15 protein-coding genes (1 of these 15 running past the window's edge) are annotated in these 14,909 nt (G+C 65.3%); 7 read left to right on the plus strand and 8 right to left on the minus strand.

All coding sequences use genetic code 11. The annotated features are described in order from the left end of the window. Window positions 1–97, plus strand: the 3' end of a protein-coding gene (locus ACI6S0_RS18455) for a lipopolysaccharide biosynthesis protein (protein ID WP_099234606.1). Its footprint begins 1,391 nt before the window's first position; 97 of the gene's 1,488 nt are visible here — the last part of the coding sequence; the start codon falls outside the window, past its left edge; it ends in the stop codon at window positions 95–97. Window positions 98–122: 25 nt separating this feature from the next. Here the strand turns inward: ACI6S0_RS18455 and ACI6S0_RS18460 are convergent, their stop codons facing one another. Further along, window positions 123–551 (minus strand): CBS domain-containing protein, encoded by a 429-nt coding sequence (locus ACI6S0_RS18460; protein ID WP_004209125.1) that lies wholly within the window; start codon window positions 549–551, stop codon window positions 123–125. A gap of 85 nt (window positions 552–636) precedes the next feature. On the opposite strand from ACI6S0_RS18460, the gene ACI6S0_RS18465 reads away from it, so the two are divergent. Further along, on the plus strand, window positions 637–936 hold the full coding sequence (locus ACI6S0_RS18465; protein WP_004209126.1) for a hypothetical protein: 300 nt from the start codon (window positions 637–639) through the stop codon (window positions 934–936). After that, entirely contained in the window at window positions 926–1,306 is a 381-nt protein-coding gene (locus tag ACI6S0_RS18470; RefSeq protein WP_004209127.1) for an acyl-CoA thioesterase, read from the plus strand. Before ACI6S0_RS18465 ends, ACI6S0_RS18470 begins: the two co-directional genes overlap by 11 nt. 3 nt (window positions 1,307–1,309) lie before the next feature. Here ACI6S0_RS18470 and ACI6S0_RS18475 read toward each other — a convergent pair whose 3' ends face one another. From ACI6S0_RS18475 to hisS, 6 genes are all read right to left on the minus strand, one after another. Further along, window positions 1,310–2,860, minus strand: a complete 1,551-nt coding sequence (locus ACI6S0_RS18475; RefSeq protein ID WP_434403886.1) for a DUF4139 domain-containing protein — start codon at window positions 2,858–2,860, stop codon at window positions 1,310–1,312. Window positions 2,861–2,873: 13 nt separating this feature from the next. After that, window positions 2,874–4,277, minus strand: a complete 1,404-nt coding sequence (locus tag ACI6S0_RS18480) for a DUF4139 domain-containing protein (RefSeq protein ID WP_434403888.1) — start codon at window positions 4,275–4,277, stop codon at window positions 2,874–2,876. Between the two features lie 119 nt (window positions 4,278–4,396). Beyond that, window positions 4,397–5,155: a DUF4167 domain-containing protein gene (locus ACI6S0_RS18485; protein WP_333702341.1), complete on the minus strand. Its 759-nt coding sequence runs from the start codon at window positions 5,153–5,155 to the stop codon at window positions 4,397–4,399. Window positions 5,156–5,466: 311 nt separating this feature from the next. Next, a complete protein-coding gene (gene prmC, locus ACI6S0_RS18490; protein ID WP_434403889.1) occupies window positions 5,467–6,288 on the minus strand; it encodes a peptide chain release factor N(5)-glutamine methyltransferase in 822 nt (273 codons plus the stop codon). Further along, window positions 6,285–7,376, minus strand: coding sequence for a peptide chain release factor 1 (gene prfA, locus ACI6S0_RS18495; protein WP_010335732.1), 1,092 nt, complete (start codon window positions 7,374–7,376; stop codon window positions 6,285–6,287). The genes prmC and prfA overlap by 4 nt, the downstream gene beginning before the upstream one ends. Further along, the gene (gene hisS, locus ACI6S0_RS18500) at window positions 7,376–8,698 is read right to left on the minus strand and encodes a histidine--tRNA ligase (protein WP_434403890.1); all 1,323 of its coding nucleotides are present in this window, start codon (window positions 8,696–8,698) and stop codon (window positions 7,376–7,378) included. Before hisS ends, prfA begins: the two co-directional genes overlap by 1 nt. 140 nt (window positions 8,699–8,838) lie before the next feature. On the opposite strand from hisS, the gene ACI6S0_RS18505 reads away from it, so the two are divergent. Both ACI6S0_RS18505 and ppa read left to right on the plus strand, forming a co-directional pair. Beyond that, window positions 8,839–10,770, plus strand: coding sequence for a M61 family metallopeptidase (locus ACI6S0_RS18505; protein ID WP_434403891.1), 1,932 nt, complete (start codon window positions 8,839–8,841; stop codon window positions 10,768–10,770). A 37-nt stretch (window positions 10,771–10,807) separates the two neighbouring features. Further along, window positions 10,808–11,350: an inorganic diphosphatase gene (ppa, locus tag ACI6S0_RS18510; RefSeq protein ID WP_004209136.1), complete on the plus strand. Its 543-nt coding sequence runs from the start codon at window positions 10,808–10,810 to the stop codon at window positions 11,348–11,350. 67 nt (window positions 11,351–11,417) lie between these two features. Here ppa and ACI6S0_RS18515 read toward each other — a convergent pair whose 3' ends face one another. Further along, the gene (locus ACI6S0_RS18515) at window positions 11,418–12,881 is read right to left on the minus strand and encodes a PLP-dependent aminotransferase family protein (protein WP_434403892.1); all 1,464 of its coding nucleotides are present in this window, start codon (window positions 12,879–12,881) and stop codon (window positions 11,418–11,420) included. 88 nt (window positions 12,882–12,969) lie between these two features. Between ACI6S0_RS18515 and ACI6S0_RS18520 the strand changes: the two genes are divergently transcribed. Together ACI6S0_RS18520 and ACI6S0_RS18525 are read left to right on the plus strand one after the other, a co-directional pair. Further along, entirely contained in the window at window positions 12,970–13,575 is a 606-nt protein-coding gene (locus ACI6S0_RS18520) for a YczE/YyaS/YitT family protein (RefSeq protein WP_004209138.1), read from the plus strand. 138 nt (window positions 13,576–13,713) lie between these two features. Beyond that, entirely contained in the window at window positions 13,714–14,907 is a 1,194-nt protein-coding gene (locus ACI6S0_RS18525) for a hypothetical protein (protein ID WP_434403893.1), read from the plus strand. Window positions 14,908–14,909 lie beyond the last annotated feature (2 nt).

The raw sequence follows: 14,909 nt of genomic DNA on the forward strand, positions 1-14,909 counted from the left end.
CTTCCTGGCGGCGCTGATGCTGTGCGCGCGCGGCACGCTGATGGAGTTGGTGCGCCTGATCGTGCGCCGCGCGCCGCCGGTGCAAGCGCCCGCCTGACGGACCGGCGGACGCCCGGCCTTCGTCAGGCGGTCTGGATATAATCGCGCAGGGCGGCGGCTTCCGATTCGATATTGTCGATGCGGAACTTCACCAGATCGCCGATCGAGACCAGGCCGATCAGATCGCTGCCCTTCACCACCGGCAGATGGCGAATGCGCCGCTTGGTCATCAGCGACAGGGCGTGGATCACCGGCATCTGGTCGTCGATGGTGATCGCGGGCCGGGTCATCACATCGGCGACCGTGTGGTTCAACGCCTCTGCCCCTTGCTGGGCCAGACGATAGACAACATCGCGTTCGGAAAAGATGCCGACCACCTGGCCGCCATCGACCACCGGCACGCAGCCGATCCGCCGATCCGCCAGCAAGGTCACCACCGACAATACGCTGTCGGTCGACTGGACCTGGACGACGTCGCGCCCCTTGCCCTGCAAGATTGCCGCGATGGTCATGGCCGCTCTCCTTTTGTGGACTTACTGTCTCTGCGCTTGATGATCCCACTTTCGCGGCGCAAAGAAAAGGGAGGAGAGCAAGAGAATGACAGAGAAAAAGGGCCTGGACGATCCCCGGATCGCGGCAATCGCCTGGTCGCGATTCCGCCGGATCATGCTCTGGATGGCGCTGATCGGCGCATTATGCGTCGGCGCGGCCTTGCTGTTCCTGCGGCTATGGACCGGGCCGATGCCGGTTCACATGATCATCGCCACCATATTGGGCGTCTGGTTGACCTTCATGCTGGGAACGGGCTTGATGGCGCTCGTCTTCCTCTCCGCCGGGACGGGGCATGACGACCAGGTAATGGACCGGCTGAAGGACGAGGTGCCGCTTGACGATTGATCCCCATCGCGAAGTGATATTGCGGGTCGTGCCGCGCCCGGCCGACATCAACAGCAATGGCCATATCTTCGGCGGCTGGGTGCTGAGCCAGATGGATATTGCCGGCGGTATCGTCGCGGGCCGAATCGCCCAGGGCGCGGTAGCGACGGTCGCGATCGAGAGCATGAAGTTCATCTCGCCGATCCTGATGGGCGACCTGGTGTCGGTCTATGCCCAGGAAGAGAAACGCGGTCGCACATCGGTGGCGATCCGCATCGACGTGGTGGCGACTCGCGGCGGCGGCGCGGAAACGGTGGCGCTGACCAGCGGCGTCTTCACCTTCGTCGCACTGGACGAGACCCACCGCCCCCGCCCCATTCCCGGCGACTGAAGCTCAGCGCAGCTTCTGGTCGTAGCTATAGCTGACCTGCCCATTGGCAGGGATGATGGCGCGCCACACCCAGCTATTGCCGCGGCGCTCCATCTGCATCGGACGCGGCGCGATGTCGTGGGGAATGAGGATTTCCGCCGTCGCGTCGAACGGCCGTGCATTGGTGAGGGTCAGCGTCCAGCGCCGCGCCTTGGCCGACTGGCCGCCGATGACCGCCATAATGCGGACATCGGCGCTCTGGGCGATGTCATAATCGACCCGTTCCCCTTCCGCCTTGTCGCCAATGTCGGTTTCGCCCGCGAGCAGGCGCTGGCCGTCGATCATCTCGAACAGGGCGACGCGTCCCGAAGGCATGGCGAGTCCCAGGCCGTCGGCCTTGCGATTCTGGAGCCGCAAGCGGAGCGTCATCGGGCGTGAGCGGCCATTGCCGTCGCCATAGTCGATCGTCGCCGCATAAAGACGTTCGACCAGCACGTCGGGCTGGCGCAACAGGGCGACCTGTTTCTGGCCTTTCGCCGCAACATCCACCGTCACCGGGACGCGATAGAGTTTGAGGTCGCCGACATCCTCCGGCGGTGGAGGAGGTGGAGGCGGCGGCGGGGGTGGCGGCGCGGCCATCATAGGTGCGGGCACACGGCGCGCGGTCAGCACGATCTCCTGCGTCGAATCCATCATTGCCTCGGCCTGCGGCATGTCGATCGGGAACAGTTCCCACTGCGGATGGGTACTGGTGATGTCCATCGGCCAGCAGCGCAGCGACAGTGGGCCGCCGGTCGGGCGCGGTTGCGTCTTGCGCCCCTGCTTGTTGGGCTGGCCGGCGATGACGCTGAGCCGGGCGTCGGCAAAGCCGGTGACGCCGCCATTGGCCACGGTCAGCCAGGCCATGAGATCGAGATGGCGGCCATCATCCTGCATGTCGGCGACATAATTGGCGGCCCAGTCGAAACCCTCGGCCAGATAGGTGAGTTGCAGCGTGACGCGGGTCGACCGGGCGCTGGTGGCGATCACCGATAGCGTCGGGCGCGGCGACAGGTCGGTCGGCACGCGCGGATAGAGCATGCGTTCGGGCAGGCCGCTGCACCCCAGCGCCTCATAGCCCTGCGCCGTCTGGACGATGACGCCGCCCATCGGCCCGGCACTGATGATCGCATCCTGCTCGCTGACCTTGCCGGTCTTGCGATCGGTGCGGCGCAGGGTGACGCTGCGCTTGAGATAGGCGTCGACCAGACCAGCCGGCGAGAGCAGCCGGGCATCGCGATTCTTCTCCTGCACGCCCTGCGGCATGCCGGAGAGGATGGCGGTTTCGGGCATCAGCCCCTCTGCCACGCCCTCGAATCGCACCACCGAGTCGCCCTTCGGCAGGTCGATGATGCGCGTTTCGTTGATCAGCGCATAGCCGCCCGGCCATTTGGGATCGATCGCGCCCCTGACACGATCGGGCTGGCGATAGACGGTGACCGAGACCGAATCGGCCTTGGCGGAGATCACCGTCCCGGCCTGCGCCGGCGCGATGCCGAGACACAGCAGGAGAAGGACAAGGACGCGCAGCAGCACGGCGCCGGCCCGGTCAGTAGCGCGAATCGAAGGTGACGCTGAGATCGACCGAGCCATTGGCCGGCACCGGCACGCTCCATTCCATCCGGTCGGCGGAGATGCGCTTGCCTTCCAGACTTTGTGCGGTGACGCGGGTGTCGCCCCACAGTCCCTGCTGGGCAAGGTCGATCGTCACCGCTTCGGGCCGGGCATTGGTGAGCGTGTAGCGCATCCGCGTTTCCCAGCGCTGGCCGCCCTTCTTCGTGCGCTGCTCGACGGTCGGGCGCACCTTGACGTCGAATGCCTCGCCGGTGCGCAGCGCCATGGAGGAACCCATCGGCGTATGGTCGATGCTGTTTTCGCCGATGAACTGCGGATCACCGCGCGCGTCGCGCATATAGACGCGGATCGTGCCGGCCGGCAGCTGATCGCCAAGGCCGCCCTGTTTCGAGGTCGAGAATTTGAGTACGCTCGATGCGCTCATCGGCTCGGTCGAACTGCCCATCCAGCTATTGAGATATTCATAGGTGGCCCGCGCCGGCGCCCCCTTCACGTCGAGGAAGCTGACCTGCTTCTGCTGGGCATTGGCGATGGTCGTGCGATCGGCCAGCGGATAGAGATAATAGTCACCCAGCCGCTCGCGCGGGCCGCTTTCGGTGCCGGCCTGGTCGACCGCGCCGCTAGACGACTGCCACCAGTTACGCCGCCCCCCGCCATTGGCCGGATTGCCGGCGACCAGGATGGTCTTCGCATTGGTGAAGCTCGTGCCCGTATTGTTGGTGAGCGTCACCCAGCCCTGCATGTCCATCGCGCCCTTGGCTGCGTCGAACAGCGCGACATAATCGGCGGTCCAGCCGAGATTGGGCGTCAGATAGGATAGCCGGGCCGGCACGGTGCCGCCGCGCGCCGCCTCGATCGTCACCGACAGGGTCGGACGGGCGCGCAAATTGGGCGGCACCCGATCGAAAATCACCCGTACCGGCAGGCCGTCGTCGCGCAGCACCTCGATCCGCGAACCGATCTGCATGACGATGCCGCCATTGGCCGCGAGTATCTTGGCGCGCTCGCGCGTCTCGGCGCCGGTCGCTGGATTGGTGCGCACCAGCGTCACTTCCTGCCCCACCGCTTTGTCCATCAGCTTGTCAGGCGAGAGCAGGTCGAAATCGAAATTCTGTTCGACGATCGAGAAGCCGGGGCCGGAGAGATTGACCGTTTCGGGCCGGATGCGGGCCGAGACGTCAGGAAATTCGATGCGGTTGCGGCCGGCATTGACGCTCAATTGCCGGTCATCCTGCACCAGCGACGGACCGCCATTATAGATGGTGACGGCGACATCGCCCTGGGCAGTGGCGCCGGTGGGATCGACAGCAGCGGTCTGGGCAAAGGCGGCGGCCGGCAGCAGCAGCGCCAGACCGGTCAGCAGGCGGACAGTCGTCATCAGGTCGCACTCCCCTTATGCGACGATCTTCTGCCCCAAGCGGCTATATTTGCAAACAAAAAGGGCGGCGCCGGGATGGCACCGCCCTTTTTGTTTTTGGGGTTGCCCGAAAGCCGCGCTTATTCGGCGGCTTCGGTTGCCGGACGGGCGCGACGGGTGCGCTTGCGGGGCGCTTCCTCGGTCACGTCCGTGTCGCTGTCATTATCGGCGCGGGCGATCGAGGGCGGCAGGATGCTGACATCCAGGCCTTCATTCGCTTCGGTCGGCGCGGCATCGGCCTTGCGCGGACGGCCGCGGCGCGGCTTGGGCGCTTCGGCGGCCGGCTCGGCTGCAAGTTCTGCGGGCTGTTCGGCTGCCACCGGCTGCTGCTCGGTCGCGTCCTCGGCCACCGGGCGGTCGCGACGATTGCGGTCACGACGATTGCGGTCGCCCCGGTCATTGCGATCACCACGATCCTGGCGCTCGCCGCGCGGTTCGCGACGGTCATAATCGCGTTCGGCGCGCTCGGGCTGTTCGGTGCGGCCCTCTTCGGCGCCGTCCTCATTGCCCTCAAACTCTTCGCCTTCGTCGTCGAAATTCTCGTCATTCCGGCGGAAGCGCTGCTGCTGCTCCTCCTGGCGCGAACGATTGTCGGCCAGCACGCGGAAATAATGATCGGCGAACTGCAGATAATATTCGGCGTTCACACGGTCGCCGGCCATCTGGGCATCGCGCGCCATATTCTTGTATTTCTCAAGAAGCTGGGCCGCATTGCCGCGGGCGCGGTTGTCGATACGGTTGCCGTTGTCGCCACCACCCCGGTTACCGCCATTGGGACGACCGTTGTTGTTATTATTCCGGCCGCGATTGCGGCGACCGGCCTGCCGGTTGTTGATCAAGACATGATCCTTGCGTTCGCTATGATAATATTCACTGAAAACACTGTTCAGCTGCTATCCCCAAGCACCGCCCCTTCCGTGGGGCCGGATGTGGCTCCGCCGGACATGATCCGAACCGGACCACGCCCTCAGCCACCAGAGGCGCTTGCGCAGCAGCGCCATCTTGACTTTCAGGAGCAGGAAAATGCCTTATCCATCAATGGCCTGATAAGGCCATGTCGCCGGAATGGCGGTTTTCCTGATCCCGATGTAATGGCATTCACGCGATAAACCAAGCAATTTTCGCTGTGGCAGCATGAAATCCCGCCTTCTTATTCGCCCGGCGTGGCGACGAGGCAGCGATCATGCCCCGCAAGATCGCGGCGCAGCGACACGCCCAGCCCCTGCGCCCGCAGCAGCGCCGACACGCTTTGCCCCTGATCATAGCCGATCTCGATCGCGGCCATGCCGCCCGGCGCGATCAGCGCGGGCAGTTGCGGCGCGATGCGGCGATAATCGTCCAGCCCGTCGGCGCCGGCGAACAATGCGCTGGCAGGGTCGTGCAGCACATCGCCGGCGAGCGGCGCGTCGGTCGCGATATAGGGCGGGTTGATCAGCAGCAGGTCGAACGGTCCGGTCACGCCGGCCGCCCAATCGCCCAGCTGGAAGCGCGCGCGCGTCCCCATACCCAGCCGATCGGCATTGCCCTGCGCCACCGCCAGCGCGGCGGCCGAGGCGTCGATGCCCAGCCCCATCGCATCGGGCCACTGGTCGAGCGCAGCGAGCAGCAGCGCGCCAGATCCGGTGCCCAGATCCAATATGGTCGCGGGCGCACGATCACGGAAATGATCGACCGCCGCCTCGATCAGCGTCTCGCTGTCGGGGCGCGGGATCAATACGTCGGGCGTGACGGTCAGGCTGATCGTCCAGAAATCGCGGCTGCCCAGGATATGGGCGACCGGTGCGCCGGCCAGCCGCTGCTGCAGATGGACAGCGAAAGTGACAGGGACAGACAGGTCGCGCTGGCGCAGCAACAGGTCGTTGCGACCGATGCCCAGTGCATGGGCCATCAGCAGTTCGGCGTCGAGCCGGGGGGTGTCGCTGATCGCGGCTAAGCTGACAGTGGCGTCGCGCAGCGCATCGGCGACGCTCACGCCACCCCGTCCAGCTGGGCGAGGCGCGCGGCCTCATCCTCGGCCACCAGCGCGTCGATCACTTCGGCCAGGCCCGGCCCTTCCAGGATTTCGGGCAGGCGGTGCAGGGTCAGGTTGATGCGGTGGTCGGTCACCCGCCCCTGCGGGAAATTATAGGTGCGAATGCGCTCCGACCGGTCGCCCGATCCGACCATCGCCTTGCGCGCGCCGGCCTGTTCGCTCTGGGTGCGCTCGCGCTCTGCCTCATAGATGCGGGCACGCAGCACCTGCATCGCCTTGGCCTTGTTCTTGTGCTGCGACCGCTCATCCTGCTGGGTCACGACGATGCCGGTCGGCAAATGGGTGATGCGCACGGCGGAATCGGTGGTGTTGACATGCTGGCCACCGGCGCCCGACGCGCGGTAGATGTCGATCTTGAGGTCGCTATCGGCGATCTGGACATCGACCTCCTCCGGCTCGGGCAGGATGGCGACAGTCGCCGCGGACGTGTGGATGCGGCCGCCGCTTTCGGTGACCGGCACGCGCTGGACGCGATGCACGCCGCTCTCGAACTTCAGCTTGGCGAAGACGCCGGTGCCGTTGATGCTGGCCACCACTTCCTTGAAGCCGCCCTGTTCCGAGGCGTTGGCGGAGAGCATCTCCATCTTCCAGCCCTGCGTATCGGCATAGCGCTGATACATGCGGAACAGGTCGCCGGCGAACAAAGCCGCCTCGTCCCCGCCGGTGCCGGCGCGGATTTCCAGCATCGCCGGGCGGGCATCGGCCGAATCCTTGGGCAGCAACTGCAGCGCCAGCGCGCGCTCGGCATCGGGCAACTGCCCCTTGAGCAGCTGCATTTCCTCCTGCGCCATTTCGCGCATCAGCGGATCGGCATCGCTGTCCTCGCCGCCGGCCATCTGTTCGAGCGCGCGGAGCTCCTGGCGCAGCCGGCGCACTTCATGCGCGGCCCGCGCCACCGGCTCGATCTCGGCATATTCCTTGGACAGTTTCACGAACGCATCGGGCGCGAGGTCGGCGCGCGTCATCGACGCCTGCACCTCGTCCCGGCGCGCCTCGATCTGCGCAATGCGTTCGGCGGAAATGTGCATCAGGCCTTACGCTTCACCAACGAAATAACCCGAGTTTCTTCGTTCTCATCTATAATGAACCGCTGACTGAGCGCCTCTTTCAAGTGCTTCCGCACAGGCTGAGCTTCCTGCCATACATCGCGCAACCGGATCGATCCGATAACGTCATTTTCACTCCCGACTTCGACCATAACGACGCGAGCAGCGCTGAGATCGCGCTTCACTTTGTCAAAAAGCTTTTTCGGAGAGCCTCGGAACGCCATTTCAGCGCTAATGCCATTTCGACGAACTGCTGCCAGTAGTTCAGTTGCGAGCAGACGCGACTCTTCATTCGCCGGAATGAAGTTCAGTTCTGGTGTCGGTAATGCAGGTTTATCGATCAGCATCGCCAGCCGCTCGATCCCCGCTGCCCAGCCGACCGCCGGGGTCGACGGACCGCCCAGATTTTCGATCAGGCCGTCATAGCGGCCGCCGCCCAGCACCGTGCCCTGTGCGCCCAGCCGGTCGGTGATGAACTCGAACGCGGTGTGGCGATAATAATCGAGGCCACGCACCAGCCGCGAATTGCGTTCCCATGCGACACCGGCAGCGTCGAGGCCGCTGGTCACCTTGTCGAAGAAGCTGCGCGCCTCGTCGGTCAGATAGGCGTCGATGTCCGGCGCGCTGTCGGCGATCGGGCGGTCGCGCGGATCCTTGCTGTCGAGGATGCGCAGCGGGTTCTTCGCCAGCCGGTCGATGCTTTCTTCCGACAGTTCGCCACGATGCGCCTCGAAATGGGCGATCAGCGCGGCGCGCCAGGCTTCGCGGCTTTCCGCGTCGCCCAGCGTGTTGAGGTTCAGGGTCACGCCTTCCGACACGCCCAGTTCGCGCAGCAGCTGGTCGGCCAGTACCAGCAGTTCGACATCGGCCGCCGGCTCGCCCGCGCCCAGGATTTCGGCGTCGAGCTGGTGGAACTGGCGGAAGCGGCCCTTTTGCGGGCGTTCATAGCGGAACAGCGGACCATGGGTCGCGACCTTCAGCGGCGCAAATTGCTGCCAGCCCTCGGTAATATAGGCGCGCGAGATACCGGCGGTGAATTCGGGGCGCAGGGTGATGCTGTCACCGCCGCGATCCTCGAACGTGTACATTTCCTTCGACACGACGTCGGTGCTTTCGCCCAGCGAACGGGCGAACACCGCGGTCGATTCAAAGATGGGCACTTCAACCCGCTGGAATCCATAGAGTTTGCGCACCCGGTCAAAGGTGGCGACGACATGGGCGAAGCGTTCCTGGAACGCCTCCGCCGTGCCGCCCAACATGTCCTGCGTTCCGCGCACCGGGCGCGGCGTTTCGATCTTCGCCATGGGGCAGCGCCTTTAACGATAATCGCGGCCCAAGGAAACGCGCTTTTTATGGCGGCATAAGGGGTGGACGCGGGCGATTCGCCCCGCCATGCTTGGGACAGACGGGCCGTCCGGCCCCCGTTCCTTTTCTGGAGACCGTCATGATCCGCAGCCTTGCTGCCGCCCTTTGCCTTTCGACCGCGATTGCCAGCCCGTTGCTGGCGCAGGATGTCATCCGTTCCAAGCCGACCGCCCTGCCCGTCGACAGCGCCAAGCCGATGCCCAAGGATGTCCCCTATCCGGGCGGCACGATCCGCCTTGACGTCGACGCCACCGACACGGTGCAGCGCATCTTCCGCGTGAAGGAAACCATTCCCGTCGCGTCGAGCGGCCCGATGACCCTGCTGATGCCCGAATGGCTGCCGGGCAACCATGCCCCGCGCGGCCCGATCGAGAAGCTGACCGGCCTGACCTTCACCGCCGATGGCAAGCCGATCAGCTGGAAGCGCAATCCGCTCAACGTCTATGCGTTCGAGATCGACGTGCCGGCCGGCACCAAGCAGGTCGTGGCGTCCTTCCAGTTCCTGTCGGCAACCGCGACCAACCAGGGCCGCGTCGTCGTGACCCCCAAGATGCAGAATATCCAGTGGGAAGATGTCTCGCTCTACCCGGCCGGCTATTATACCCGCCAGATCCCGGTGCAGGCCAATGTCACCTATCCCGCCGGCTGGCAGGCGGCGACCGCGCTGCGCGGCAAGCGCACCGGCGACACCATCGCCTATGACGTGATCGACTATGAAGCGCTGCAGGACTCGCCGGTCTTTGCCGGCACCCATTTCAAGGCGGTGGACCTGGGCCATAACGTCACGCTGAACATCGTTGCCGACGATGCCGACGAGCTGGTGTTCAACAATGACCAGATCGCCAAGCACAAGAAGCTGGTGGCCGAAGCCGGCGCCGCGTTCGGTACCTATCATTTCGACCATTATGATTTCCTGCTGTCGATCACCGACGAAATGGGCGGCATTGGCCTGGAACATCATCGCTCGTCCGAGAATCAGGTCGAGCCGGGCTATTTCAAGAAGTGGGATTCGGGCGAGGCGCTGCTCGACCGCAACCTGCTGCCGCATGAATTCACCCATAGCTGGGACGGCAAGTTCCGCCGCCCCGACCTGCTGTGGACGCCCAATTTCGACGTGCCGATGCAGGACAGCCTGCTGTGGGTCTATGAAGGCCAGACCCAGTTCTGGGGCTATGTGCTGGGCGCCCGTTCGGGCATGTTCTCCAAGCAGGAGACGCTGGACGCCTATGCCCAGATCGCGGCGAAGCTGGACACCACGCGCGGCCGCGAATGGCGCCCGATGGTCGACACCACCAATGATCCGATCATCTCCGCCCGCCGTCCCAAGGGCTGGGCCAACTGGCAGCGGTCGGAGGATTATTATAATGAAGGCCTGATGATCTGGCTGGAGGTCGACGGCATCCTGCGCCAGCAAACCAGGGGCGCCAAGGGCATCGACGATTTCGCCAAGGCCTTTTTCGGCATCAAGCCGGGCGATTGGGGCCAGGTCGTCTATAATCGCCAGGACGTGATCGACACGCTGAACGGCGTCGCCCCCTATGACTGGGCCGGCCTGTTCCACAAATATGTCGACAGCCCCACCACGGAAACGCCCAAGGGCGGCTTCACCCTGGGCGGCTACAAGCTGGTCTATACCGATACGCCCAACGCCATCACCAAGGCGGCCGAAGGCGCGCAGAAGACGGTCGACCAGAGCTTTGGCGTGGGCCTGACGGTCAAGAATGACGGCGATATCGCGGCGGTGATCTGGAACAGCGCAGCATTCAAGGCCGGCCTTGCGGTAGGATCGAAGATTATTGCGGTGAACGGCAATGAATATTCGAGCGACGCATTCAAGACGGCGCTGACCGAGGCTAAGGACGCCAAGAAGCCGATCCAGCTTATCCTAAAGCAGGACAAATATTATCGCACCCTGACCCTCGCTTATTCGGATGGCCTGCGCTATCCGCACCTCGAAAAGACCGGCACCGGCGAAGGCAGCCTCGACAAGCTGCTGCAGCCGCGCACCTGAAGATTTCCAAGCAACCGCATGTAAAAGGCGAAGATGCATGAATATTGACCTGATCCCCGTCGGCGAAGATCCGCCAAACAGCCTGAACGTCATCATCGAGGTGCCGGTTGGCGGCGAACCCGTGAAGTACGAGTTCGACAAGGCGTCGGGCGCGCTGTTCGTCGATCGCATCCTGCACACGCCGATGCGCTATCCGGCGAATTACGGCTTCGTGCCGCACACCCTGTCGCCCGATGGCGATCCGCTCGACGCGCTGGTCATCGCCCGCTCGCCGTTCGTGCCCGGCTCGGTCGTGCGCGCACGCCCGATCGCCGTGCTGAACCTGGAAGACGAAGCCGGCGGCGACGAGAAGCTGGTCTGCGTGCCGGACAACAAGACCTTCCCCTATTATAATAATGTCGGCGAGAAGGACGATCTGCCCACCATCGTGATGGAGCAGATCGAGCATTTCTTCACCCACTATAAGGATCTGGAAAAGACCAAGTGGGTGCGCATCGGCACCTGGGGTGGCGCGGAAGACGCCAAGCGGATCACGCTGGAAGCGATCGAACGCTATCAGGCCGAGAAGAAGAAGGGCTGAGCCCTTCTCGGTATAGCCATCTGAAAGGGCCGCGCGGTGATGATCTGCGCGGCCCTTTTCTTATGGGTCAGATCAATCGGTCGGCCTCCAGGGCGAGGGCCAGCGGATCGCGGCCGCGCGGAGTGCGGGCGTGGAGCCGGGCATCCGCCTCCACCAGTCGGGCGACGCCCATGTCGAGCTGCGCTTGCGGCAGGGTGAAGGGCAGGCGCAGGAACCGCTCGAACGCGCCATTGACGCCGAAGCGCGGCCCGGCAGCAATGCGCACGCCATGATTGCCCGCCAGCGCGGCGAGCGCGCTTGCCTCCGCGCGGGGCAGTTCGGCCCAGAGCGACAGGCCGCCAGCCGGCGATTCCACCCGCCAGTGCGGCAGATGTTGTTCAAGCTGCGCCAGCAGATGGTCGCGCCGGTCGCGCAGCATCGCCGCGCGCGGCCCCAGCCCCTCGTCCGCGTCCATCAACTGGGCGACGGCAAGCTGCTCGACCACGGGGCTGGCCATGTCCATCGTCGTGCGGATGCGGCCGAGCGCGGCCACGGTCTGCGGATCGGCGCGGATCCAGCCGACGCGCAGACCGCCCCAGAAGATCTTGCTGGCCGATCCCAGGGTGATGACATGGCGACCCGACGTGTCATGGCAGGCGACCGGCGGCGGCGGCGATCCGTCGAGGCCCATCGCCACCATCGTCTCGTCGATCACCAGCGGCGTGTGGGTGCGCATCGCCACCGCAACCAGCGCGCGACGGGTCGCCGGGTCCATGCTGCGTCCGGTGGGGTTATGGAAATCGGCGATGATATAGGCAAAGCGCGGCGCGGTCTGGCGGAAGGCCGCGTCCATCGCGTCGATGTCCCAGCCATGGACCGGCAGGCCGACCGGCACCGGCACGACATTGGCCCGCTGCAACGCCTGGATCGCATTATGATAGGTGGGATGGTCGATCACCGCCCGGTCGCCCGGCCCCGCCAGCCATTGCAGCAGCAGCGAGAAACCCTGCTGCGCACCATTGGTGATCATGATCTGGTCGGGATCGGTCGGACAGCCGCGCCGCTCATAATGGGCGGCGATCGCCCGGCGCAGCACCGGCAGGCCGAGTGGGTCATAGCCAAGGTCGCCCAGATAGGCCGGCAGCGCCTCGACCGCATGGGCATAGGCCAGGCCCACGCCGGGGGCGGCCGGCAACGCGGCATGGGTCCAATTGAGCAGATTGTCGCCAGTGACCCCGTCGATGTCGGGCGTCGGCGTCTCGACCCGGCCGGGCGGCAGGCGGGTGACGCTGCCCGATCCCTGCCGGCTTTCCAGATAGCCCTCGTCGCGCAGCCGATCGAAGGCGGCGGCGATGGTCGTGCGGCTGAGCCCCAGCGCGGCGGCCAGTTCCCGTTCGCCCGGCAACCGGACATTGAGGCCGATCCGCCCGTCCAGCACCAGCATCCGCAGCGCCTGCGCCAATTGGCGATAGGCCGGCTCGGCACTGTCCTGCGCGCGCCAGGCGCCCAGCAACCGCAGCAGCGAGGGGGGCCGAAGGAAGGAAGTGGACATGACGATCAATCCAATCAGAGAGATTTGAAGGCCACTTACGCGCCATTGGTCCTTTTGTAAAAGGCCAATTTGGCTAGGTCTGATGCCCATGATGATGACCCGCCGCCTCTTCCAGCTCTTCTGGGGCCTTGTGCTTTACGGCTTTGCCATGGCGCTGATGCTGCGCGCCAATCTGGGGCTCGATCCCTGGGATGTGCTGCATCAGGGACTGGCGCCCAAGCTCGGCCTCAGCTTCGGCATGACGGTCAACCTGGTCGGCGCGGTCGTGCTGCTGCTCTGGTGGCCATTGCGGCAGCGGCCGGGGATCGGCACGGTCTGCAACATAGTGGTGATCGGCACGGCGGTGGACATCAGCCTCCATTATCTGCCGACGCCGGACGGCTATGCGATGCGCGCCGCCTGGCTGGGCGCGGGGATCATACTGAATGGCATTGCCGGTGGCGCCTATATCGGTGCCGGGCTTGGGCCGGGTCCGCGCGACGGGCTGATGACGGGCCTGTGCCGCCGCAATGGCTGGCCGGTCAAATGGGTGCGCACCGGCATCGAGATCGCGGTGCTGGCGACCGGCTGGATGCTGGGCGGCACGGTCGGCATCGGCACCATCGTCTATGCCGCGACGATCGGCTGGATCGTCCACCATGCCCTGCCCTTCTTCACGATCAAGCCGCCCGAGCGCCCGGCGATCGCCGCATAGGTTGCCCCCTGACCGGCCGACAGAAACCCGTCGGCCGGTCCTTTCCCCGTTGAAAATGCGTCGCACCTTCCTTGACCGGACCGGGCAGTCGGGCATGATCCCGCCTCCGCCATTCCCGACGATCAAGGAGTCCCCGCCATGCGCGCCTTCCTCGCCGCTGCCCTCACCCTGCCCTTCGCCGTCGCCACCTCCGCCGCCCCACCGGAACAGGCACTCGCCCCCCTCGCCTTCGAACAGATTGCGCCCGCCGGCACCAAGATGCCGCGCTTCAAGGTGGATGCCGCCTGGCCGGCCATGCCCGACGATCTGCTGCTGGGGCAGGTCAGCGGCGTTGCGGTCGGTCCGGACGATTCGGTCTGGGTCGTGCATCGCCCGCACAGCCTGACCGCGACCGACACGGGCCTTGCCGAATCGCCCGCCACCGCCGTCTGCTGCAAGCCGGCCCCGCCGGTGGTGCGCTTCGCCAGCGATGGCCGCTATCTGGGCGGCTGGGGCGGCGCCGACAGCGCCCCCACGGTCGATGGCGTCAATCAATGGCCCGCCAGCCTGCACGGCATCTTCGTCGACAAGGCCGGCAGCGTCTGGTTCGGCGGCAATGGCAAGGGCGACCATGTCGTCATGAACTATACGCCGGAGGGCAAATATATCCGCAGCTTCGGCCGACGCGACAAGACCGGCGGCAATGACGCGACCGACCAGCTCGGCAACCCGTCCGACGTCAACCACAGCGATGGCATGGTGCTGATATCCGACGGCTATGTGAACCGCCGGGTGATCGGCTTCGACGACCGGACCAACAGCTACAAGGGCCGCTGGGGCGCCTATGGCAAGCCGCCGAGCGGACCGGTGTTGCAAGGCACGTTCGACCAGAGCCATGCCGTCGATCCTAGCCGGGTCGCCGATCCCAAGTCCGCCATCTTCAACAGCATCGTCCATTGCGTGGTGCCGACGCGGGACGGCCACCTCTATGTCTGCGACCGCAACAACAACCGCGCGCAACTGTTCAGGCGGGAGAAGGATGGCGGCCTGACCTTCGTGCGCGACCTGGCGATCGCACCGGACACCGGCGGCACCCACACCGTCACCGACATCGCCTTCTCGCCCGATCCGGAACAGACCTATCTCTATGTCGCCGACATGATGAACGGGCGCATCTGGGTTCTGGAACGCAAGACCCACACCGTGCTTGGCGCCTTTGGCCGGATCGGGCGACAGGCGGGGCAATTCACCTGGCTGCACAGCATTGATACCGACAGCGCCGGCAATATCTATGCGACCGAAGTGAATACCGGCCGCCGCGTGCAGAAGCTGGTCTTCACCGGCATCGAATGAAG

The sequence above is a fragment of the Sphingobium sp. DN12 genome (assembly GCF_051058005.1).
Lineage (GTDB): Bacteria > Pseudomonadota > Alphaproteobacteria > Sphingomonadales > Sphingomonadaceae > Sphingobium > Sphingobium yanoikuyae.

What these genes read in the sequence shown, in the direction of transcription:
- ACI6S0_RS18460 (WP_004209125.1), bottom strand. Translation starts at nt 551, where the DNA reads ATGACCATCGCGGCAATCTTGCAGGGCAAGGGGCGCGACGTCGTCCAG.
- ACI6S0_RS18465 (WP_004209126.1), top strand. Translation starts at nt 637, where the DNA reads ATGACAGAGAAAAAGGGCCTGGACGATCCCCGGATCGCGGCAATCGCC.
- ACI6S0_RS18480 (WP_434403888.1), bottom strand. Translation starts at nt 4,277, where the DNA reads ATGACGACTGTCCGCCTGCTGACCGGTCTGGCGCTGCTGCTGCCGGCC.
- prfA (WP_010335732.1), bottom strand. Translation starts at nt 7,376, where the DNA reads ATGCACATTTCCGCCGAACGCATTGCGCAGATCGAGGCGCGCCGGGAC.
- hisS (WP_434403890.1), bottom strand. Translation starts at nt 8,698, where the DNA reads ATGGCGAAGATCGAAACGCCGCGCCCGGTGCGCGGAACGCAGGACATG.
- ACI6S0_RS18505 (WP_434403891.1), top strand. Translation starts at nt 8,839, where the DNA reads ATGATCCGCAGCCTTGCTGCCGCCCTTTGCCTTTCGACCGCGATTGCC.
- ppa (WP_004209136.1), top strand. Translation starts at nt 10,808, where the DNA reads ATGAATATTGACCTGATCCCCGTCGGCGAAGATCCGCCAAACAGCCTG.
- ACI6S0_RS18515 (WP_434403892.1), bottom strand. Translation starts at nt 12,881, where the DNA reads ATGTCCACTTCCTTCCTTCGGCCCCCCTCGCTGCTGCGGTTGCTGGGC.
- ACI6S0_RS18520 (WP_004209138.1), top strand. Translation starts at nt 12,970, where the DNA reads ATGATGATGACCCGCCGCCTCTTCCAGCTCTTCTGGGGCCTTGTGCTT.
- ACI6S0_RS18525 (WP_434403893.1), top strand. Translation starts at nt 13,714, where the DNA reads ATGCGCGCCTTCCTCGCCGCTGCCCTCACCCTGCCCTTCGCCGTCGCC.